The following is a 22,954-nucleotide window of genomic DNA, read 5'->3' as shown; positions in this document are numbered from 1 at the left end:
GTTGCCTGCCTTTAACCATGATTAGTTGGTTGGGCTTTCAGCCCTCGTCAGCATGGAGGATTGGTTCAGCAGGCTCCCTGCCCTCATCATTCGAAAGGAGGATTTTTCATGGATAACTTCCCTGTTTTCGTCGGCATCGATGTTTCCAAGGATAAGTTCAACGTCTGCGCTATCTCTAATCCCAGTTCCATCATCTTCGAATCTTCTTTCGATATGTCCCAGCAAGGCTTTTCCTCCTTCGCAAACAAACTCTCTGCCTTCCCAAAACAATCCATCATCATCGCTATGGAATCTACTGGCTGTTATCATCTCAACCTTCTGGCTTTCCTTTCTTCCAACGACTTTGCTTGCGCTGTTTTTAATCCTCTAACTGTTAAAAACTTTGCTTCTCTTCGAAAGACCAAAACCGACAAAATCGATGCTCGCATTATCGCTACTGCTTTGTTTTACCTACAACATCAAATTCCTTCTTCTGCTTTTGTCAACTCTGAGCTTCGTGATATTGTCAGAGCACGCGAAAACATTATCCACCGCATCGCAAAAGTTAAAGACAATATCGAAAAACTGCTCAACGTTCTTTTCCCTGAACTCGAAAGAGTTACCAATATCTACAGTGACACTATCCTCAATCTTCTTTCTCATTTCCCTTCTGCCAAGGCTATTCAAAAGGCTCGTAATCTGGATGTGTTCTTTTCCAAAGACCGTGGCAGAAGTACAAAACTTAATGCTCAAAAACTTAAAGAACTCGCTAATAACTCGATTGCTCAATATTGGCCGATGAAAGAAAAGATTCTTGTGCAAAATATCAAAGAACTACAATTTTTACAGCAACAGCTTGAAGAATACGACAAGATGATGAAAGAATATTGCGAATGTAGTGCGATAAACCTTGATATCGAGATACTCACGTCAATACCAGGTATTGGTGAAAACAGCGCGATGCATTTCTTGGCAGAAGTTGGAGATATCTCAAGATTTAGTACATACAAAAAACTCATTGCGTATTGTGGACTCGATCCAAGCATTGCCCAATCAGGCAAAAGCAAAGTAGAAGGACACATATCGAAAAGGGGCAATGCCCACCTAAGACGAATACTATGGCTAATGGCAGTGAGTGTAGTGATTCACAACGAATATTTCCGAACATACTATGAACGAAAAAGGCAGCAAGGTATACCGTACAAAAAAGCGATAATGTCAGTAGTACACAAGTTATTGCGAACGTTGTACGCAATGTTGAGAAAGAAAGAGAAGTTCAATATTGATTATGCTATCTCACACTCAAAACAAAAATTTAATTTTGCATAGTTGACTCCTTAAAGTATCCTCCTACGGACAAAACTTTCGAGTTTGGTGAAACCCATTTGAAAAAGTTTTCGGGCTCTCTTCTCACATATTCACGTACTTTCTCAAAGTCTACGTTCGCTAATGTGAACATGAGAGTTGTCCCTTGGTTTTCATGTGTTGTCTCATCTCCAGAATCGTATGAACAGCCTGCAAGGTAAGAAAAACTACCATCACCTGTCGCATCAACAAAAAGCTTAGAATGAATTTCATACTCGTTTCCTAACGCTGTTTTAACCACAACTTTTTCAATTCTTTTTAGTCCGGACTTTTCATCCTTGCTGTCTCTTACCGATATAGGTATCGCTCTGAAAAGGATATCCACACTTTGCAGTTTTTCCATCAATACTAATCGCAGTACCTCAGAGTCAAAACAATTTTCGATTATTCCATCTCGTTTTCTTAGATCTGTAATTAACTCTTCGAAGAAATCTCCACACAGCAACTGGTTATCAAGCCAGAACCTCATGAATGGATTAACAAGTCCTGCAGTTGCATTGCCACCAACGACTGAGCTTTGTTCGATTAAGATTACCTTTTTCCCAAGTCGCTGAGCCGTTACTGCTGCACTTACACCTGCGAGGCCTGCACCAAACACGGTAACATCATATTCAAGTGTCATCTCTTTTCACTCCTCGAGCCATTGGTACTCCTGAATGTTTCGACGAGTTTGGACAACATTATCCATGGTCTTGTTATTGCTGTTCCAACAACAACTGCGTACGCACCAGCAATAAGTGCTTGTGTAATCTCTTCTTCATTTGAATAACCACCTTCAGCAATTACAGGAACTGGAGAAAACGAAGATAACCTTTTTACAAGCTCTATATTTGGCAGTTTAACGTTTTTTGTATAGTCCGTATATCCGCTGAGGGTTGTTGCCAGATAGTCCGGCTTTAAAGGTAGAACTCGTTCTGCATCAAATTCATCTGCTATATCAGCTATAATCTCTACATGGGGAAACCTAGTTCTCACCATGCTGAATAAATCTTCTACAGAAACAGGGCGCTTGCGACGGGTGCAATCTATAGCTACTACATCACAACCAGCGCTTACTACTTCTTTGACGTCCTCAAAAGTTGGAGTTATATATGCTTCATACGCCCTGTTCTTAACCAAGCCTATAATGGGAATATTTATTTTTCCCTTCAAAATTTTGACGTGCTCCCTACCATTGGTTCTTATAGCTACCGCTCCTACGCTTTCAGCAATTTTCGCCATGCTTAGGACAAAGCATGGGTCCGTAATGGGATCTGTAGGTTCCAATTGAACACTCAAGATAATCCCACGTTGTATTTTTGCCAACTGCACCACCCTTTCGTTTGAGCAATTGCGAAGACAAAATTGAAATATTCTCCAAAAAAATTTTATCATTGGAAATCATTTCCAAAAAATCTGTTTTTTCTGAGAAAATAGGTGGGAATCTGTGAAAAAAGAATAAAAGAATTGAAATCAATCTTTGTCTAAAGTTATCTCTTTTTTCTTTCCAATCATGCTATGGGAAATTATTCTTCCAAAAGTATATAATTTTGATAAAGTGAAGCTGATTTAATTGTTGAAGAAAGGGGAGCGATTGCTATGTACAGAAAAAGACAAATCGAATGCTCAAGATTTTACAAACTACTTGATGAGCTGATGCCGTATTGTGTGGTCAAAGTTGAAGAACTGAGTTGGAAACACAACACGAAGTCAATAAATCTTCCTTATGAGTGGAATGATATGAGCTATCCTGCAGTTTTCTCAACGGAATTTCAGATAAAACCATCAGAGAATTCCCATGTGTGTTACTTGCGTGGTTGGTTTGGTGGAGAATCTCTTGTTAGAATTGATGGAAAACCTTTTGGAGAGATAAACGAATACCACAGAGAAGTAAACCTAACTCAATTTTGCGATGGTGAGAAGCACGAAATAATTGTTGAAACAATGCCAAGGGGGCTTTTCGGAACCAAATCGGAACCCGTATTTAGTGAGGGCTTTTTAATTTTCTACGATGCCGATATGTTAGGAGCAGTAAGATTTTTTAGAAACGTTGTCGAAGTAGTACAAGAAAGTGCGGATGAAGGTCTGGCTACGTTCTTAATAGACTCGTTAGACAAATGTCTACATACAATAGAGATTCCTCGTGACACGGAAAACTACTTACACGGACTAAATAGAAATGAGTCAGCTAAACACATAGTCTCTAGCGTTTGGGAACCACCTATAATTCCAACGTTGTACCGAATGTGGCGAAAAGACGTTAGGGAATCTCTGTTAAATGCTTACAAAGAGTTAATTTCAAAGCTTTTGAATGCATCGATAAGATTTCCCATGATAGGAAAGGTTTACTTAGCTGGGCACGCACATATCGATTATGCTTGGCTTTGGCCTGTTGAGGAAACTAAACGAAAGATCGTCAGAACATTTGCAAATGCTGTTCAACTGGCGAAAAGATACAAAGATTTTGTATTTATTCAGTCGTCTGCTCAGATGTATGAAGACTTGAAGGAAAGTTATCCAGAACTTTTTGAGCAAATAAAGGATTTAGTAAACAAGGGTCAGTGGGAACCAGTTGGAGGTATGTGGGTTGAGTCGGATTGCAATATCCCAAGCGTAGAGTCTCTTATCAGACAGTTCTACTACGGTCAGAAGTTCTTTGAAGAGCATTTTGGAAGGTTTTCAAAAGTGGCTTGGTTGCCTGATGTATTTGGATTTTCATGGGTGTTACCCCAGGTTTTGAAAGAATCAGGAATAGAATTTTTTGTGACGACAAAACTCAATTGGAATGAATCGAATGATTTCCCTTACGACATATGCAAATGGCGTGGGATTGATGGGACTGAGGTAGTCTATTACAATTACAAGAACTTAGAGGAAGGTTATAATGGAAGAATTAGTGCAAAGTCAATCATAAACACTTGGCAGAATTTTCGCCAGAAGGAACTGACCGACAAGGTCTTCTTAACGTTTGGTTACGGTGATGGTGGTGGTGGACCGACGGAAGAAATGTGTGAGAATTACTATGCGCTGAAGGAGATCCCTGGGATACCAGATGTAGAGTACTCGACAGCGGAGAATTTCTTTGAAAAACTGAAAGAAGATTTTTCCGCCGAGAATTTGCCAACATGGGACGGTGAACTTTATTTGGAACTCCATCGTGGTACGCTGACTTCACAAAGCAGGACAAAACGTTTGCACAAAATTGCTGAAGAATACTTAAGAATTACTGAGATCTTGAATGCTTTATACGATGGTGAGTTGCAACAAGAGATTGACAAGCTATGGAAAATACTGCTTCGGAATGAGTTTCACGACATTCTCCCAGGTTCTGCAATACACGAGGTCTACGAGACAACTAATAACGAGCTGAGTTATATTATCTCACGCTGTAAAGAACTTCAGGAAAGCACAGTTTCTGGAAATAAAGCATCATCCAGTGGATACATTACACTTTTCAATACCTCTTCTTTTGAGCAAGGAATTGAATTTGAATTAGAAAGGAGTCTGGAGCTCGATTTCAACGGTAAGCCTTTAAGAAAGGCTCGTACGTACGACGGTAAGTATTTTTACAAGCTGATTGGTGACGACGTGTTTATTGAACCTTTGGGATTTGCAACGCTGAATGTTGATAACCTTGATAATGTCAGAAATCCTAATGAATCAATTCCATCTAACAACACGACGTTCATGATTTCAAGAAACGAAAGGGGCTATCATGTAGAAAATATGCATCTGAAGGTTGATATATTCAACGACGGTTCTTTGCAAATTTACAACAAACATCTAAGAAAATCCGCATTTAAAGGGAAAGGCAATTTGATGGCTTTGTACAAGGATGTTCCGGCTTACTGGGACAACTGGGATATAGATTATCGTTCTCGTTTTTCAGAAAAGATTTTGAAAGCAGACGACGTTTCTGTAGTTGAGGATAATGAGCTGAGGAAAGTTTTGAAAGCAACGTACAGCGTTGAAGGTTCAGTAGTTGAGCAATTCTTTATCATTGGAAATGATAACGAAGAGGTCGTTATAAGAACGTTTGTGGATTGGCACCAAAGAAGGACTGTACTGAAAGTGAAATTCCCAACAAACGTACTTTCCAGAATTGCCAAATTTGATATCGATGGAGGATACATTGAAAGGGCTACGCATAGGAATACGAACTTTGAAAAAGCACGTTTTGAGGTGTTGGCGCACAGATGGGTAGATATTTCTCAGTACGATTTTGGTGTATCGATAATAAACGATGGTAAATACGGTCATTCTGTTGAAGGTTCGACTATAGAGCTAACGGTCCTAAAGGCAGGAATATATCCCGATTTTTACAATGATGAAGGAAAACAAGAATTTTCCTACGCTATATATCTTCATGGTACTTGCGATGTCAAGGATATTGTCCAGAGAGCGGACAAATTCAATAAGCGAATAATTATATTTGAAGGTTTGCTAAGTCAACCGAAGAATTTGTTAGATATTAAGTCAGATAATTTCAAAGTGCTTTCTTACAGAAAAATAGGCGAGAAGAAAATTGTAAGGATATGCGAGCAAGTTGGCTCATCAGGTGAATTAGAAGTAGTTCCGAAGTTTCTTTTCTCTAAAGCATACCTAACAGATATTTTGGAAAACGCGAAAAAGGATTTGGAAGTGTGTGGTGGGAGTGTCAAGATTGAGTATGAACCTTTCAAGATTTATACCTTGGTGATTGAATAAAAAAGCCGCGCATTAGCGCGGCCTTACTGCTTTGATTAATCATTTTTCGTGATTAAAATAGTGACGAGAGTTCTCTGTAAATTTCATCAGTTATCTTATCTTTAACTTCTACAGCTTTTATATTTTCTTTAAGTTGCTCAAGTGAGCTCACACCGAGTATCACACTACTTACGTGCGGATTTTTGAGACACCAAGCTATGGAGAGCTGAGACATTGTAACACCGAGGTTGTCAGCGATTTGTTTGAGTCTCTTAATCTTATTCGTTGTTTCTTCACCAAAAATGCCGCGTTCCTCCATGACTTGTTTTAGCCATGGCCACCTGTCAAGTCTTGAACCTTGCGGGATACCCTCCAAATACTTACCGGTAAGTACACCTGAAGCAAGTGGGCTCCACGTGGTCAGTCCCATTCCGTATTTTTCGTAAATTGGGGCGTATTCTTTCTCGACTCTATCTTTGAATATAAGGTTGTACTGAGGTTGTTCAACAACTGGTGGTATGCAATTAAGTTCTTTTGCAACCTGATGTGCTTTCTCTATTTCTTCAGCACTCCATTCGCTTGTGCCCCAGTAAAACGCAAGACCACTTCGCAAAATCTGATCCATTGTCCAGACAACCTCTTCCATTGGAACTTCTGGATCCGGTCTGTGGCAGTACACTATATCTACGTAATCCAGCTGCAATCTCTTCAAAGAATTCCAAATACCTTCTAGTAGATGCTTTCTGGAAAGTCCTTTATCATTTGGACCATCTCCACCCCAGAAAATTTTTGTGGAAACAACTAAATCTTCTCTTTTGTACTCTTTTAGTATTATCCCAAGTATAGATTCAGCAATTCCATTTGCATACGCTTCGGCGGTGTCGATAAAATTTATTCCGCTTGAGACCGCGTATCTAACTACTTCTCGTGTTGCTTTGAGATCCAGTTGACTACCAAATGTTAGCCATGTTCCAAGTGAAACCTCGCTGATTCTCAAACCCCACTTGCCTACTTTTCTGTACTCCATAATTCTCACCTCCATCTCTTTTGTGCAAAAACTAAGATTATACAAAGAAAAAAGTTCGAATCACGAACCTTTCAGTGATATTATATCACAAAACAAACGGGAGATGCAAGTGCATCTCCCGTTAAAAATATGGTTTTAGAGATTGTGAATTAACGCAGTTTAGTGCTTTTATTCTTCTTTTGTTAATTCGTTAAGTAGCCTTTCTTCTATAACCCTGTTTGTTCCAAAATCGTCAATTTGCAAATACCATGCGAATGTGTCAACAATAGCTTGTAAAGGGACCATGCCTATAATTTCACTTCCAACAACTGGGACTCCGTACCTTGCTGCTTCACGTTTTATAGTCTCGAAGACTCTGAAGATTGGTGATTTTTTGTAATTTGTTAAATTCATAGATACCTGTACGATACCCTTTTCTTTCAATTCCACACCCATCGCTTTAACGTATCTGTATCCACCGCTGATGTGTCTTACTGCCTTTGCTATTTTGTCGGCAATCTCTATGTTGTTTGTTCCAAGATTTACGTTGAACGCAATTAGGAATTCCCTTGCTCCAACAGCAGTGACACCTGCCGTTTCATGAACTCGATCTGGTCCGAAATCTGGTTTCCATTTTGGGTCTTTGATTTTTTCAAAGAAACCTTCAAATTCGCCTTTTCTGATTTCAGAAAGGTTCTCCCTCTCTGGTCTTGTTGCACTGCGTTCGTATAGATAAACGGGGATCCCAAGTTCTTCGCCTATTCTTTTGCCAAGTTGCTTAGACCACTCCACACATTCTTGCATAGTTGTTCCAATTAGTGGAACAAGAGGAATAACGTCCGTGGCTCCCATCCTTGGATGTTCGCCTTTGTGGTAACGCAGGTCTATGAGTTCGGCTGCTTTCTTTGTCATATCAAAAAGTGCGTTAAGAACTTGCTCGGGCTCACCGACGAGCGTAACAACAGACCTATTATGGTCTTTGTCCATCGACCAGTCGAGTACTTTTACTTTTGGATATTTGCTTGCTTCTTCAATAATCTGTCTTACAATTTCTTCCCTTCTACCCTCGCTGAAATTTGGAACGCTCTCAATTAGTTTCATCGAAATTCCCCCTTCTTTAATTAGACAGTATTGTTTACTTGTCCACTGTCTTTTTTATCATATACCACAGGTAGAGGTCAAACTTCCCTAAGTGCTCTCCAAACATCTCTGCAACCTTTCTAAGACGTTCTTCGTAATCTAAATATCGTTTTTTCGTCCATCCTTTTGGTATCTCTTCGATTAAGCTGTGCTTGTTCATAACCCTTAGGACATGCTTATCAAGGATGGCATAGTTGGTGTACGCAACGTTACGTAGAAAGTGCGAGCTTTCCTTCCAGCCAAGTCCTTTTACGTTCTTTACTATGTATTCTCTTGGATCTTCTTGTTGTATCAATTCCTTGAGTTTTCCAAAGAGCCATCTGTTTGAGACTATGTACTCTGCTCGTGCTTCAGGGTACCTATGCCCAACTTCACGTAATTTGGCGACTAGTTCTTCCTTTGACATATACACAAATCCATTTCCGATGATTTTTTGAGTCTTTATACCACCCTGGGCACTCCAATTCGCTGTTAGAATGCAAAAACATAGCTCTGAAAACAAGTCTTCCTCAGATCCTTCCCTTCTCAGCTTTTCAAACTCTCTCCATCTCGACTCGACAAGAGGCTTTGCTTCTTCTCTAATTCGCTCAAGGTTCTTAAGCAATTCGTTAACACTCATTCTTTGAAAACCTCCAAGGTATTTTAGAATGTTTGGCCGAGTATGAAGTACGTGTTGAAATTTGGAGAAAATGTCGGTAAGATTTGTAATCCCACGCCGACTCGGACCAAGCCAAACATTGGCAAAACCAATCCGAGTTCTAAACCGGTGGATGATTTAAGATTGTCGAACGAATAGTCTTGGCCAACAAAACCGATGTCGTAAAAGAGTGAGAAATAGAATATCTGATCTGCTTCTTTGAATCGGATTTCGTTGTTGTTCAGCACAAGAACTGTCCCTTTCTCGTCACTTTTCGCTCCTCTTACTTGGTACGGACCTGCGAGGCTAAAACTGATTGGTGCTCCCGATGTTTGGAAAACCTGAGAGTTGTAAATTCGAGTTGCTAATGAAATAGTTTCTGATAACGGGAAGTGGTAAGTAACTTCGGCGAAGTAACTAACAGCATCCGAACCTTGTTCTGAGAACGGGAAGTATTTCGTTCCACTTAATGTAAGCGAATAACCTTTCATAGGAACATAGAGATTATCAAGGGTTTCATAGATGTAAGTTCCTGTCAGACTCAGTGTTTTTGTTGTGAGAACTGTTTCAGACGAAACCGTTGTTTCGGAATAGCTTGTGCTTAAGGAAAACTGACCAATTGGAAGTTTTAACGTACTGATTCCTGCTGAAGTGCTCCATTTTGTCGTAGTTGTTCCTTCCTCTGTCTCTTGATTGAACGATATAGAGGATGTAAAGCCAAGAGGCATTTCAAAGGGTTTTCTAATTCCAAAACTTAACGATAGATTTGTATTAGAAAGTGCTTTCATCAATGATACAGAGAAGTTTTCACCGTAACCAAAAGGATTTGTGGAGGACAGTGAGAGGACACCAGCAAATCCTTCATACCAAGGTCTATCATTCACAGGTCCCCAAGTAATACCACCTTGAAAATCGAATTTCTTGTCCTTTTCCAAAACCGCCACAACTACGTTAACATTAGATGTGTCTAAAGGCTCGATGTTGAGGTTCACGTCTTTAAAGAAATTACTCTTCTTTAGTTCGATGTATGTTGCTTGAAGTTGGTTGCGGTTTAGATAATCCCCAGGTTTAACGGCAATGAGATCGTCAAAGACGTAAGTCTTAGTTCGATCGTTTCCAAGTATCTTTACGTCCTTAACCTTTGTTTCGGTTACCACTATGTACAAATAGCCGTCACTGCCTGCCTCCAAATTCAGGTTGACGTAATAGCCTGCCTTGTCATATTTGTCTTTTACGGCCTGTATAGCTTTCAAAATTTGAAAGTTTGTGTACACACCTTCTTTTGGTTCTCCAACAAGTTCCTTTTCAGTAAAAATGGTGTTACCCTTGGTTCTGATTCCTTTCAGTTGAACTGGCTGAGTTACAACGGTGTTGTCTGTTACCGTGACTACAAGTTCCTTTGCAGGAGTATCTGTTTCTATCTCAGATGATGAAATGTCAATTACCTTAAAGTACACGTATTTAGAAAGAAATTGGAAAAATTCTTGCCTTTTTTGTAGGTTTGGTACATAATTCCTGGGGCTATCGAAGATTTTCAAAAGTATGTTCTTTTGTGTGTAATCTTTGTACTTCGATAAGCTAACTTGGTTTTCAATTTTCTTAAACTCTGCTTTGAATTGTTCGTCATCACTTAGAATTTCAAATTTTACATCGTAAAGTACGTACTCGGTCACCTTGAACAAGACGTTTTTACCATCAATACGACCGGAAACGTAGACAAAAGCAAACGTCTTATCTTCCGATTTTGGTGTTGCAACTATGTATCCATTGTCAGAATATATTTTTGCTATATTGTTTATACTCTCCCAGAATTTGTTGAAACTAAAAGCCTTACCTTCCTGGATCGTTATTGAACTTTGCAACGTTTCTTTTGATATAATTCCCGGGCCGGCGATTTCAAGCGAAACTTTTGTGACAGGTTCGTTTTCCACAACTTTGATAACAAGGACCTTCTCATTTTCCTTACCTTGTACGCTTTCAAGGTTGTATTGAACATCTTCAAAATATCCGAGTTCTTCGAGATTGGAGATTATATCTTCGACCGCGTACATGTTTATATCCTTTCCTATGTACGTACTGTAAGCTTGTGCAAGCTCATCTTTCTCGATGGTCCTTAATCCTTCGAACCTTACGTCGTTTAATACGAAACCAAGTAGTGTTGCACTTAAGAAGATAAAAAGTAGAGTTAAACCAATCAGAACGAGTTTTCTTCGCATGTTTTTTTCCTCCCCTTTTGAGTTTTGTAAAGTTATTGGTAATTCATAATTGAATTTTCAAGTTCTGCAAGCAGCTCCGACAATGTCTTTATCTTTTCTGGTGTATCCAAGATTCCAAAGTACTCTTTTACAGTCTTGGAAGAGATTTCGTAGCAGTCTTGGTTGTAACATCTTTGGATGTCCCAGTTGATATCTTGGTTGAGCAGAAGTACAAGAAAGGTATCAACCAAGTTCCCAACTGGTTGACAATCGATATGGGACTTGTAAAACAGTGCCTCAGTTTTCGTACCTTTGCCGTATTCTGAGCTCACTTTAACATATCCGCCCGTTGCTTCTGCAGACTGCTTTAAGAACGGTAAGCCAAGTCCAACCTTTCGTATCTCTTTTTTTCGTGTTGTGACAAACGGATCGAATATTTTTTCGAGTATATCTGGTCTGATTCCGCCTGCGTCATCCTCGATGGAAAAATAAAAAGTATCATCCGTTTCTTTGATTAGCAATCTAACATTCTTTGCTCCAGCATTTATCGAGTTTTCAGCTATATCGTGCACGTGGTCAGACAGTGTTATAAGTCCCAAATTGTTTTGAACCTCCTTTCCCGGATTAACTGTAACACGTCTTCTGCACTCTTTGGTTTTTCATCAAAGTACACTTTCCTCGAACCCACTTCATCTGGTGTGTGAGCATCAGAAGAAGTTAACACAACGAATCCCTGAGCTCTCAATTCTAAGGCTACTTCTCTTTTTCGTACCTCCACATACTTAACGTTAGGCGGAACCATTCCAAGTTGCTGAATTGCACCGAACTTCCTGTCAACGTGTGCGAGTACTGCAAGCCCGTTGTGTTGCTTAATCAGTTCCAAGGCATCATCAATTGTTAGATTCGTAGGAAAACCAAGGTAATAATCCAGAGCTCCAACGAACGTTTCGTTCTTATCTAAAACTATTTCGTAACCATATTTTTCTGGGTCGTATTCGAATTTTGGAAGCATATCTTCCACAAATTCTGAAACAGCTAATGCATCCTCGATGCTTGGGAAATAACCCAATAAGTGAACGTCTTCCAATGTGTGAATTTCAATACCAGGAACAATAATTTTGTCTTTGCATAAAAAAGTAAAAACCGCAACATTTCGTGCGGAGTTATGATCGGTAATAGAAAATACCTCCAATTCAGAGTTGCACACTACCGAAGGGACCATTGTAAGTTCCGCACAGGGAGATAAGCAAGAATGAACATGCAGATCGGCTCTATACATTTTTTCGACCACTATTCACAATTAACGAATGCCGAGTTCGTAAATCTTCCCAGCCAGTATGTAAGAACTTTCTAAAGAAGAGTAAAGGTTGATACCTTCTTCTTTAGCCTTTTCTATTGTATCCGGAGTAAAATCTAGTCCTTCGCACAGTACGATCGCCTTAATACCCGTCAGTGCAGCTACAGCTATAATGTTCACATGGCTCTGAACTGTAAGCCAAATAGTGTTTTGCTGTGCTGAACGCATAACAACGCTTAATAAGTCACCAACGTAACAGTGTTCGATTTCATAATCATTGCAGAAAACTACCTCTCTTAAACCTATGACCTTTGCTATTTCTGAGATTTTCACAAATGCCCCTCCCCCTGTTGTTTTTTCACGGAATATCGTTACTCTAAACCGTTGTGTTTAAAAGCATTCCGACGAGCAGTTCAGGAATCCTCATGCCCGCCATAAGTGCATTAATAGCCATCGTGAGTAAGAGTATTTGTTGGAACAATTTTTCCCGCTCCGTAGGGTCAACCGTTTGTTGGAGTTTCCTATACAATTCATCTATTTTCCTTTCGATTTCACTTCTCTTTATATCGGAGTCTTCACCTATGTTGCCTTGCTGATTTTCGTTCGAATGGCCGTTATCCCTCTGCCCCGGAACATAGATAAGTACTTTGGTTTTACCGGCAACTGCTGCAAGGAACGAACCACGCTTTTGAACATCAAGGTATATGCCACCGTATACAATGAATCCACCTTGTTCGGCAGCTTGCTTTTTAAAGTCCATATAGTTGGCAAATTCCTGACTAATCACTCTCAGAAAACTTTGACTTGCCGGTGCGCCAAATGGAACTCCTGGTTCTCCAGGGTCTAATTTATAACCCAAAACGGGGTTGACCACACTTGGTGAATTTGTAGCTGAAATTCCACCAACAGGACTTACCCCATAACGATACCTTCTTTCTTCTAGACATTCTTGCCTACAGTATTTTTCTTCACATCTTCGATAAAATCTTGAGTGACTCTTTTATCAGCTTGGATAAGGAAGCGTCTGGAAATTCTTTCCTTGCATGTTTTACAGCATTTTGAGCTTGTGATTTTGCATATCCAAGCGATACAAGAGCTTCGATTGCTTCGAGTGATACCTCATCAACCTGCATAGGTTCAAACTCATCTTTGAGTTCGGCAACTATCCTTTCAGCAGTCTTTTTACCAATTCCAGGGATCGAAGATAGTCTTTCGATGTCGCCGTTTGCTATTGCAGTTGACAGAAGTTCTATACTTGCTGATGAAAGGATCTTTATTGCGCTCTTAGGTCCCAACTTAGATACCTTTATGAGCTTTTCGAATACATCTCTTTTTTCCTTTGAATTGAACCCGTATATACTCATATCTTCCTGTGAGACTATCAGTTTTGTATACACAACAACTTCTTCACCTTCGGTAGTTTCGGAAAAGCTTTCTGCATCGCAGATAATTCCCAGTACGATATTTCCTACGTCAACAAGGACCTTCCCTTCGCTACGACCTAAGAACCTTCCTCGAATTTGCTCTATCATTTTGCATCATCTCCGAGTGGTTCTTGTTGTTCAACCTTGAACAATTTATCGCTTATAATATCACGGAAGATTTCTTTTACGTTACTCCACATCGTTTCCGAAACATCGGAGCCAAATATCCTTTCAAGTTCGTCATATACGTATGAAACATAAATTGGTTCGTTTCGCTTACCTCGATACTGTTGCGGTGGTAAGTAAGGACAATCTGTTTCGGGGACAATATTTTCCCTTCCTATTATTTTGACCACGTTTCTTAGCATTTCGTTCTTTGGATATGTAATGGGACCTCCAATACCAAGTTTAAATCCAAGCTTCACAAACCTTTTTGCCCAAGTTTCATCAGCACCGAACGCATGTACTATCCCTTTTAAATCTTCTGAAGAAAATGCCTTAAGGATATCATATGTATCTTCGTACGCATCTCTGATATGCAAAATTACCGGTAAATGCAACTCCAATGCCAGTGCAAGTTGGTCTGCGAAAACTTTTTTCTGAATATCGACAGGTGAAATATTCCTGAAATAATCTAATCCTATTTCGCCTATTGCGATGATCCTATTTATTTTTGTTGCCTTTTCTTCAAGAATATCCAGATACTTTGTGCCGATTTCGTGTGCTTCTTTCGAATCATGAGGATGGATTCCTATTGCTACGTAGGTATTTGGTAAGCTGTTTGAAATGGAGATACATGGTTCCATGTCTTGCAAGCTTGTTGAAACATTAAGCACAAAGTGCAGTTGTGCAGTTCTCGTTAAAACATCACGAAAATCAGCTTTGAAGTGGGGCATATGTAAATGCGCATGCGTATCAATTATTTTCCTTCCTTGATCCATTGGTTATTCCTCCTTTTCCTGCTATAATTATACCAGATAAAAAGTTAGTTTGATAAGTTTTAAGAAACGAGGCTTTGTAACTTTGTCGACAAAAATCAAATTTTATGGTAATATATTTAAAGAAGCTCGATAAAAACCATTCAAAAAGTAGATTATCAAAAACAGGGGGAGTGCCTTATTAGTTATGACCGCTGTAGGAAAATTAACAGTAATCACAGGTCCCATGTACTCTGGTAAGACGACAGAACTTCTTAATTTTGCTGAGATTTATGAAATTGGTAGGAAAAAAACGCTCATTTTCAAACCGGCGATTGATACACGTTACAGTGCGGATGATGTTGTAACTCACAAATTTCACAAAATGCCTGCGCGAGTTGTGAAGGACACAAAGGAGTTGTTCGAGTATTATCAGACGCTGAAAGACAAGCCGGATGCGGTCTTTATAGACGAGGTCCACTTTTTTGATGCAGAACTGGCCGTTATAGTTAAGAAAATAGCCTTGGATGGAGTGGATGTTTATTGTGCCGGACTGGACATGAGCTATTTGTGGGAACCTTTTGAGACGACAGCAAAATTAATGGCTTTGGCTGACGAAGTTATCAAGAAAAAGGCAGTCTGCGAGGTGTGTGGTGAGTACAAAGCAACACTATCGTACAAGCTGAAAAGTAACGGTGGTGTTTTCGATGTAGGTGGAAAGGATAAATACATTGCCGTTTGTAAGGAGTGTTACGAAAGGTATGAGAAAAATGGTGAAATCAGAGATAACAAGGAGGGAAGAGCATGAGAAAAAGTAGGATTATTGTTATACTGTCGATCCTAACACTTTTTGCGGTTTTTGTTTTCGCCCAGACCACTTCAGCTACGGTATCCATTATCCATACGGCGAACGTTTATGGAAATGTCCTACCTTTTAATTACTTCACAAACACTTATGAATCAAAAGGTCTAGTGCAGATATACTCTTACGTTAACCAGCTCCGTCAGGCAAATTCAGATTTGTTGCTAGTCGATACCGGAAACTTGTTTTATGGTAGCCCTTTCGGTGATTATTTTGTGGAAAAAAATATCCTTGAGAATCCCGTTGTTTCTTTGTTTAACCAGATCGGGTACGATGTGTTTGTCCCTGGTACATTTGAACTAGGACTTGAGCGAAAACAATTTGAAAACACCTTAAAAAGTCTAAAACCGTATGTTCTTGCTGCTAATTTGACTAATAAATTCGATTTTGTCAAAAATTATTATGTTAAAGTTTTCTCAAAAGGTGTAAAGGTTGCTACGATTGGAGTTGTTCCACCATATGGAAATTTGGTCTCTTCAGACTACATCAGTAAAATCAGAACAACAATACAGACCTTAAAAACTGAAGTTGCTCCAGATATTATCATCCTTGCAACCAGCGGTGGAATAAACTACGATCCAGTTACTGGAAAGCAAATAGCATTACAAAGCAGACTCAACATCGGTGACGTATTGATTAAGGAATTTGGCAAAGATGTGGATATTTTCCTTTTTGGTAATCAAGCGATTGTCTATGCAAATGTCAATAAAGAGAACAAAGTGTTTTCGCTTCCGGGTAGCGAAGGAGCCTCTGTTAATCGAATAGATATAACACTTTCACAAAAGGCTGGTAAATGGAAAATCAGCAAGGTATCAATACAGAATGTCAACGTAGGAAAAATAAAACCAGTAGAGAATGTGTTAAGCTGGGCTCAACAGTTTGAACCACAAGTTGAAAAATGGTTGAACGAGCCTGTTTTGAATTCAACAGAAACGATAGGATTCAACAAATACATGGCTATTTTAGAAGATTCTTTAATTACAGAGCTTGTTAATAAATCGATAATTGAATATACAAAATCTCACATAGGAATATGGAATGTATTTAGCCCAAATTTCGAAGGTTTTGTTGAAGGTGATATTACAAGGAAGGATCTTTATGCCATTGTTGGTAAGACAACCACGGTGAAGACACTGCGGTTAACAGGGAAGCAAGTAAAGGATATTATCAAGAACGGTTTAACTTTGCTCTCATTTAAGGATGGTAAGGTTATTTTTGAAAAATCACTTGTAAGTTCTCCATGGATTTACGATATATTTGAGAACATAAATTACGAGGTCGTATTGAACAAGAAAGATGTGAGAAAACTGGAATTCATGGGTAAACCAGTTGATGATAACGATGTGTTTGTTGTTTCCATTCCAACGATAAGGACCTATGGTCAAAATGCGATTATTGATGGAACAGTGCTGAGCGAGCTTGAAGTGCCTGTTCAGAATATTCTTTTTGCACAGATTAAGAAAATCTTGGATGGAAACGTTTTGAACATCAAGGAAGACAATAACAGGGTTTCATTAGTACAGCTTGCTTATACTGTGAAACCGGGCGATACATTAGCCCAGATAGCTTATAGACTGGGCGTCGCAACTTCAGATGAAGAATTACCGCTTGCTATTGTTGAACTCATGACACTCAACCCTATTATCAAAAACCCAAACCTTATTCGACCCGGTTGGGAAATTGTTTACTACAAGAAGTATCTGGATCTTATACCGCCTTTGAAGGAGCTATTTGAAGCGAAATAATCGAATATTTCCGAGAAAAAGCAAACAGACGCGAGGTGGAGCCAACGGTTTTTCCACCTCGCGTTTTTAATACGAAGAGCCTTGTATGTTTTCACAAGCTTCACACACGTTTACGTAAGGTGTGGTATAATAATTTAAGAATCTTAGAAAACCAATTTTTTGGAGGTGCCAGATGTGAAGAAATTCTATATTACCACCCCTATTTACTATGTTAATGCAGAACCGCACATTGGAAGCTCTTATACAACTATTGTCGGAGACATCTTTGCTCGTTTTAAGAGAATGATGGGTTACGATGTTTTTTATTTAACGGGAACCGATGAACATGGGCAGAAAATAGCACAAGCTGCAAGGGAGAAAGGCGTTGAACCACAACAGCTGTGCGATGAACTAGCTCAAAAGTTTAAAGAACTTTGGAGAGAACTCGAGATTACCAACGATTATTTCATCAGAACAACCGATGAAAACCATATGAAAACCGTGCAGTACTTTGTTGCCAAGATGATGGAAAACGGAGACGTGTACAAAGGAACCTATGAAGGCTGGTACTGTGTACCTTGTGAGACATATTGGAATGAAGACGAGCTCGAACACACAGAAGATGGTAAACACGTATGTCCATCTTGTAAACGTGAGGTGCAATTGATTAAAGAGGAAAATTACTTCTTTAGACTGTCCAAATACAATGACGCACTTTTAAAACATTTCAGGGAAAATCCGGATTTTGTCGAACCTGACTTCCGCCGAAACGAGATGCTAAAGATTCTTGAATCCGGGTTGAAAGACCTTTCGATTACACGTACGACATTGAAATGGGGCATTCCTATGCCAGATGATCCAGAGCACGTGATATATGTTTGGGTTGATGCTCTGATAAATTACGTCTCTGCAATAGGGTATCCAGATGATATGGAATCTTTCAACAAGTGGTGGCCTGCTGATGTGCATCTTATTGGTAAGGAGATCAACAGGTTTCATAGCCTGATTTGGCCTGCAATGCTTATGTCTGTTGGACTACCATTGCCAAAGAAAATTTTCGCACACGGTTGGCTGACAGTAAATGGTCAGAAGATAAGTAAGTCGCTTGGAAATGCGATAGATCCTAGGGAATACGTCAAAAAGTATGGTAATGACGTTGTTAGGTACTACCTTGTCAGGGACATTATGTTCGGTAAAGATGGCGATTTCTCAGAGGAAAACCTGATCAAAAGGCTCAATTCAGACCTTGCAAACGATTACGGAAATCTATTACATCGAACCTTGGCGATGATCGTAAAACATTTCGATTCACAAATCCCAGGAATTGGCGAACTGGAAGAAATAGACAAGAATTTGGTAGAAAACTATGAGAAAACAAAACGAATGTACATCGAACTTATGGATAAATACAGAATTACCGAAGCTCTCGACGTGCTATGGCAGTTCATTGGCGATTTGAACAAGTACTTCGATGAGACAAAGCCGTGGGTACTTGCTAAGGAAGGTAATAAAGAAAGGCTTGGGACGATTCTTTCGCTCGTTACCGAGAGTATATTCAAAGTAGCAACTCTGGTGTCTTGCGTGATGCCAAATTCTTCAAAGGAAATTTATAGTAGACTTTCAGTAAGTGAAGCGTTCTCAGAAAAGCTCTTAGAAGGCTGGAACATACTTAAAGGTAACGAAGTTATCCACGGCGAACCTCTTTTTAAGAAGATAGAAAAGACGCAAAAAGAACCTGAAAAAGTACAACAACCTCAAAAACAGGGGGAGAAAACTATGGAAAAACAGGAAAAGGTTGCCGGTCAGGTTGGAAGTGAAAATGTTGTGTCTGTGGAGGAACTTATAGATATAGATTATTTCAAAAAAGTAGACCTGAGAGTTGCAAAGGTGTTAGCAGCAGAAAAAGTTGAAAAATCTGAAAAATTAGTCAAGTTGCAGATTGACCTTGGTGAACTTGGAACAAGGCAGATTGTTGCTGGGATTGCTCAGTTCTACAAACCAGAAGAACTCGTAGGGAAATTGATAGTTGTCGTTGCGAATTTAAAACCAGCAAAGCTTATGGGAATTGAATCAAGAGGTATGCTTCTTGCTGCGAAGAAAAACGATAAGCTTACATTGCTAACAGTCTCAAGTGAAATAGAACCGGGGGCAAAGATTTCTTAGTTAAAATGAAATTTTTCAATTAAATAGGTAAAACTATAGGGAGGTAATTTCCAGTGGACGAAAAAGAAGTAAAAGAAACGTTGCCCAGCAATGAATCCAACGAGAATAACAATTCAAACGTGATAGAACGCATACTGGAAGAAGAGCTTGTTAAGTCTTACTTGAGCTACTCAATGAGCGTTATCATCGGTCGAGCCATACCGGATGTAAGGGATGGGCTTAAGCCGGTTCAACGAAGGATACTGTACTCAATGTATGAACTTGGATTGCTCCATAACAAGCCATTTAAGAAGTCAGCGCGTATCGTTGGTGAAGTCATGGGTAAGTACCACCCGCATGGTGATGCTGCGATATACGAAGCTCTTGTGAGAATGGCCCAGCCCTGGTCAATGAGATACCCTCTTGTTGAAGGTCAAGGAAATTTCGGTTCTGTTGACCGCGATCCACCCGCTGCGATGAGGTACACCGAGGCGAGGCTACACAAGATTGCCGAAGAAATGCTTGAGGACATTGATAAATCAACGGTGCGCATGCTTGATAACTTCGATGGTTCACTGCAAGAACCAGAAGTGCTGCCATCAAAGATACCAAATCTACTTCTAAATGGCGCAAGTGGTATTGCAGTCGGAATGGCAACGAGCATACCAACGCACAATCTAAACGACGTAGTTGATGCAATAATCGCAGTTATTAAAAAACCAGATATATCCATAGAAGAGTTAATAGACGTGATAAAAGGTCCGGACTTCCCAACAGGTGGAATCATAATAGGTAAGTCCGGTATTAGGGAAATGTACGTTACCGGAAAGGGAAGCTTCACAGTTAGGGGAAAGGTAGAGATTAAACAGGACAAGAAGAAAAAGTCTATTATCATCACTGAGATTCCTTATGGTGTAAGTAAAGCCGACTTGATAAATCAGATTGCAAGTTATCTGCAAGAAGAAGAAGTTCCTGTAAAGGACTTGAGGGATGAAAGTGATAAAGAAGGACTTAGGATCGTCATTGAATTTCCGGAAGACATAAATGAGGATGTCATCTTAAACAATCTCTACCAAAAGACAAGTCTTCAGACACGTTTTAACGCCACATTCCTTGTTATCGATGCCGATAAACAGCCGAAATTAATGAACTTAAAACAACTCATAGAAGCGTACATAAAACACAGGTTTGAAGTCATTAGGAAGAGAACGCAACATGCGTATCAGCAAGATTCTCGTAGAGCACACATTCTTGAAGGGCTCATTAAGGCTTCAAGGTCTATAGATACGGTGGTTGACATAATTAGAAATGCGAAAGATACGGCTGATGCAATGTCCCAGCTCATGGAAATACTACAGATGACAGAAGAACAGGCAAAGGCTGTGCTTGATATGAGGCTTGGTAGGTTGACTAACCTTGAGACGCAGAATCTCCAATCCGAATACAGGGAAGTCCTTGTAAGACTTGAAAAGGAAAAGGAACTTTTAATGAGCGATGAAAAGGTGTATGAAGTAATAGTTCAGGAATTACTCGAGCTTAAGAACAAATATGCAGATGAAAGGAGAACAGAGATTACAGAATATGAAGAAGTAATCACAAAATTTGATAAGAAAGACCTTATACCAAACAAGGACGTCGTTATGACACTCACACGAAAAGGTTTCCTAAAACTTATGGACTTAAATGCATTTAGAACACAAAGAAGAAACGGCAAAGGTGTCACTGGTGCGAATCTAATGGATGACGATATCATATCTCAAATCATCTACACGAAACTACATAACAAGACACTCTTCTTTACCTCACAGGGAAAAGTCTATGAAATCGAAAACATAGATATAGAAGAAAGTGGCAGGGCTACAAAAGGAAAACCAATTACCAAATACATCAAACTTGAGCCAAATGAAAGAGTTCTTGCTATGATGGATATTTCGGATTACACTGGGGATTTGCTATTCGTCACAAAGAACGGCGTTGTGAAGCGAACCAGTTTAGAAGATTTCAGGAACATCACGTCAAAAGGTATAAGAGCTATTACTTTTAGAGATGGGGACGAACTTGTTTCCGTTTTGCGTGTAGAGTATGAAGAAAGTACAGTATTGATCTCTACCAAACTTGGTATGAGTATAAGATTCCCTGTTGATGAGGTTAGGACCATGGGAAGAAATGCCGCAGGTGTTAGGGGGATCAAGTTACGGGAAGGAGACCAAGTAGTCTCAGCCACAATCTTGAACGACGACACTGGATACATACTAACGATAACTGAAAAAGGCTTTGGAAAGCTTACGGAAGCAAGTGAGTACAGGAAACAATCCCGGGATGGACTGGGAATCAAAAATATAGGAGAAGTGGAAAAAACAGGATCCGTTGTTGGAGTTGCTTATGTAAAGGGAGACGAAGAAGTTGTGGTCTTTACAAAAGACGGAGCTTCAATAAAGTTCAAAGTGGCAGATGTGCCACCAAGGGGAAGAGTTGCTCAAGGTGTTAAGATAATCCACTTAGCTGATGGTGATATGGTAGCAGATTTCGCAGTTATAGGTGGTGAAGAATGACTTGTTTAGAGAAATTTCTCATACAGCTGATCTTGCATATGAAATAGTAGCTAAAGACTTAACAGAATTGTTAAATGCCATTGTTCGGATAATTATCGAGAATTCAGATTTTTCGGAAGGTTATAACGGCAATGCTTCAAAATCGCTGTCACACCTTTTTAAGGAATGTAGTAAGAAAGACAACAAAGATTTGCAAAACGTTATAAAAAAATGTTATAATATCAGCGATGCGAACAAAGAAGGGTTTATAGATGATTTATTTGATGCTGTTAACGATATAATTTCAACGGTTGACCGTGGATACCTTCCAGTGAAAGTTGAAAATCAGTGTGTTTATTTTACAAAAAGGCGGGTTGCGCTACGAATCAAAGCACTGACATACCACGGATTGCAAGTTGAATTTGGTGAGAAAATAACCCTAAGGGTGGTGTTCGATGTATGAAGGAATTAACCGAAAGACAACAGCAGGTTTATGAATTCATCAAAGAATACATAACAATAAAAGGCTTCGCACCTTCCATCAGGGATGTCGCACGCCATTTCAAAATGACTCCCAGAGGTGCACAACAACATATCATAGCACTTGAGAAGAAGGGGTACATAAAGCGTTCCAAGGGTGCGCGAGCTATAACACTTGCCGATCGCAAGGAAAGTATAGTCGTCCCTGTAAAGGGAAAAATTGCCGCTGGTCAGGCGATAGAGATGTTCGAAGAAGTTGATGAGGAGATCGAAGTGCCTATCGAAATGCTCCGCGGCTATGGTGAATACTTCGCGCTTAAAGTTCAGGGGGACAGTATGACGAACGCTCATATAATTGATGGTGATTATGTGATACTAAAAAAACAGTACACAGCAGAAAACAACTCGATAGTGGCTGCTGTCGTTGATGACAAAATAACTCTCAAAAGATTCATATTGAAAGATAATGTTGTTGAACTTGTTCCAGAAAACGAATCATATCCTATTATGAGGTACGACCCAAAGAAAGTAAGGATTATCGGAAAAATGGTAGGACTGATAAGGATCGTAAGGTAAACTAGGTTACTTTG

Annotated in this window: 20 protein-coding genes; 8 read left to right on the top strand and 12 right to left on the bottom strand. The window is 39.6% G+C overall.

Annotation, left to right across the window (positions count from 1 at the left end):
• The first annotated feature begins 108 nt into the window (after nucleotides 1-108).
• Nucleotides 109-1,308 carry an IS110 family RNA-guided transposase gene (locus NA23_RS05100; protein WP_236938321.1) on the top strand — a complete coding sequence of 400 codons (1,200 nt, stop codon included), beginning with the start codon at nucleotides 109-111 and terminating at the stop codon, nucleotides 1,306-1,308.
• Here the strand turns inward: NA23_RS05100 and NA23_RS05095 are convergent.
• The gene (locus tag NA23_RS05095) at nucleotides 1,295-1,966 is read right to left on the bottom strand and encodes an FAD-dependent oxidoreductase (protein WP_236938627.1); all 672 of its coding nucleotides are present in this window, start codon (nucleotides 1,964-1,966) and stop codon (nucleotides 1,295-1,297) included. The two genes, NA23_RS05100 and NA23_RS05095, sit on opposite strands and share 14 nt — an antisense overlap.
• Nucleotides 1,963-2,649, bottom strand: a complete 687-nt coding sequence (locus NA23_RS05090) for an N-acetylmannosamine-6-phosphate 2-epimerase (RefSeq protein ID WP_033190852.1) — start codon at nucleotides 2,647-2,649, stop codon at nucleotides 1,963-1,965. The genes NA23_RS05095 and NA23_RS05090 overlap by 4 nt, the downstream gene beginning before the upstream one ends.
• Nucleotides 2,650-2,922: 273 nt before the next feature.
• On the opposite strand from NA23_RS05090, the gene NA23_RS05085 reads away from it, so the two are divergent.
• Nucleotides 2,923-6,030 carry an alpha-mannosidase gene (locus NA23_RS05085; RefSeq protein WP_033190853.1) on the top strand — a complete coding sequence of 1,036 codons (3,108 nt, stop codon included), beginning with the start codon at nucleotides 2,923-2,925 and terminating at the stop codon, nucleotides 6,028-6,030.
• Between the two features lie 52 nt (nucleotides 6,031-6,082).
• Here NA23_RS05085 and NA23_RS05080 read toward each other — a convergent pair whose 3' ends face one another.
• From NA23_RS05080 to NA23_RS05035, 10 genes are all read right to left on the bottom strand, one after another.
• Complete coding sequence (locus NA23_RS05080) at nucleotides 6,083-7,036, bottom strand: aldo/keto reductase (RefSeq protein WP_033190854.1); 954 nt, start codon at nucleotides 7,034-7,036, stop codon at nucleotides 6,083-6,085.
• Between the two features lie 168 nt (nucleotides 7,037-7,204).
• Nucleotides 7,205-8,116, bottom strand: a complete 912-nt coding sequence (gene ftcD, locus NA23_RS05075) for a glutamate formimidoyltransferase (RefSeq protein WP_033190855.1) — start codon at nucleotides 8,114-8,116, stop codon at nucleotides 7,205-7,207.
• Nucleotides 8,117-8,150: 34 nt separating this feature from the next.
• Nucleotides 8,151-8,774, bottom strand: coding sequence for an N-glycosylase/DNA lyase (locus NA23_RS05070; protein WP_033190856.1), 624 nt, complete (start codon nucleotides 8,772-8,774; stop codon nucleotides 8,151-8,153).
• 23 nt (nucleotides 8,775-8,797) lie between these two features.
• Complete coding sequence (locus NA23_RS05065; protein ID WP_033190857.1) at nucleotides 8,798-11,008, bottom strand: BamA/OMP85 family outer membrane protein; 2,211 nt, start codon at nucleotides 11,006-11,008, stop codon at nucleotides 8,798-8,800.
• A gap of 32 nt (nucleotides 11,009-11,040) precedes the next feature.
• Entirely contained in the window at nucleotides 11,041-11,586 is a 546-nt protein-coding gene (locus NA23_RS05060; RefSeq protein WP_033190858.1) for an ATP-binding protein, read from the bottom strand.
• A complete protein-coding gene (locus NA23_RS05055) occupies nucleotides 11,574-12,266 on the bottom strand; it encodes a PHP-associated domain-containing protein (protein ID WP_052107017.1) in 693 nt (230 codons plus the stop codon). The genes NA23_RS05060 and NA23_RS05055 overlap by 13 nt, the downstream gene beginning before the upstream one ends.
• Before the next feature lie 21 nt (nucleotides 12,267-12,287).
• Complete coding sequence (locus tag NA23_RS05050) at nucleotides 12,288-12,617, bottom strand: iron-sulfur-binding hydrogenase (RefSeq protein ID WP_033190859.1); 330 nt, start codon at nucleotides 12,615-12,617, stop codon at nucleotides 12,288-12,290.
• A 43-nt stretch (nucleotides 12,618-12,660) separates the two neighbouring features.
• The gene (locus NA23_RS05045) at nucleotides 12,661-13,143 is read right to left on the bottom strand and encodes a hypothetical protein (RefSeq protein ID WP_236938623.1); all 483 of its coding nucleotides are present in this window, start codon (nucleotides 13,141-13,143) and stop codon (nucleotides 12,661-12,663) included.
• Nucleotides 13,144-13,252: 109 nt separating this feature from the next.
• Nucleotides 13,253-13,816, bottom strand: a complete 564-nt coding sequence (gene ruvA, locus NA23_RS05040) for a Holliday junction branch migration protein RuvA (protein ID WP_033190861.1) — start codon at nucleotides 13,814-13,816, stop codon at nucleotides 13,253-13,255.
• Nucleotides 13,813-14,649 carry a TatD family hydrolase gene (locus tag NA23_RS05035; protein ID WP_033190862.1) on the bottom strand — a complete coding sequence of 279 codons (837 nt, stop codon included), beginning with the start codon at nucleotides 14,647-14,649 and terminating at the stop codon, nucleotides 13,813-13,815. Before NA23_RS05035 ends, ruvA begins: the two co-directional genes overlap by 4 nt.
• A gap of 184 nt (nucleotides 14,650-14,833) precedes the next feature.
• Here NA23_RS05035 and NA23_RS05030 point away from each other — a divergent pair, with 184 nt between their 5' ends.
• The 6 genes from NA23_RS05030 to lexA all read left to right on the top strand — a co-directional run bounded on the left by NA23_RS05030 (nucleotide 14,834) and on the right by lexA (nucleotide 22,940).
• The gene (locus NA23_RS05030; protein WP_033190863.1) at nucleotides 14,834-15,433 is read left to right on the top strand and encodes a thymidine kinase; all 600 of its coding nucleotides are present in this window, start codon (nucleotides 14,834-14,836) and stop codon (nucleotides 15,431-15,433) included.
• Nucleotides 15,430-17,232 (top strand): 5'-nucleotidase C-terminal domain-containing protein, encoded by a 1,803-nt coding sequence (locus NA23_RS05025; protein WP_033190864.1) that lies wholly within the window; start codon nucleotides 15,430-15,432, stop codon nucleotides 17,230-17,232. Before NA23_RS05030 ends, NA23_RS05025 begins: the two co-directional genes overlap by 4 nt.
• Nucleotides 17,233-17,406: 174 nt before the next feature.
• Nucleotides 17,407-19,374: a methionine--tRNA ligase gene (gene metG / locus NA23_RS05020; protein ID WP_033190865.1), complete on the top strand. Its 1,968-nt coding sequence runs from the start codon at nucleotides 17,407-17,409 to the stop codon at nucleotides 19,372-19,374.
• Between the two features lie 80 nt (nucleotides 19,375-19,454).
• Nucleotides 19,455-21,905: a DNA gyrase subunit A gene (gyrA, locus tag NA23_RS05015; RefSeq protein ID WP_084384117.1), complete on the top strand. Its 2,451-nt coding sequence runs from the start codon at nucleotides 19,455-19,457 to the stop codon at nucleotides 21,903-21,905.
• Nucleotides 21,895-22,347, top strand: a complete 453-nt coding sequence (locus NA23_RS05010; protein WP_158510132.1) for an archease — start codon at nucleotides 21,895-21,897, stop codon at nucleotides 22,345-22,347. The genes gyrA and NA23_RS05010 overlap by 11 nt, the downstream gene beginning before the upstream one ends.
• The gene (gene lexA / locus NA23_RS05005; RefSeq protein WP_033190867.1) at nucleotides 22,344-22,940 is read left to right on the top strand and encodes a transcriptional repressor LexA; all 597 of its coding nucleotides are present in this window, start codon (nucleotides 22,344-22,346) and stop codon (nucleotides 22,938-22,940) included. The genes NA23_RS05010 and lexA overlap by 4 nt, the downstream gene beginning before the upstream one ends.
• Nucleotides 22,941-22,954: the final 14 nt, after the last annotated feature.

It is taken from the genome of Fervidobacterium islandicum, from assembly GCF_000767275.3.
GTDB lineage: Bacteria > Thermotogota > Thermotogae > Thermotogales > Fervidobacteriaceae > Fervidobacterium > Fervidobacterium islandicum.
Note: the sequence above shows the minus strand (reverse complement) of the source record. Positions and strands in the feature narration are given on the sequence as shown.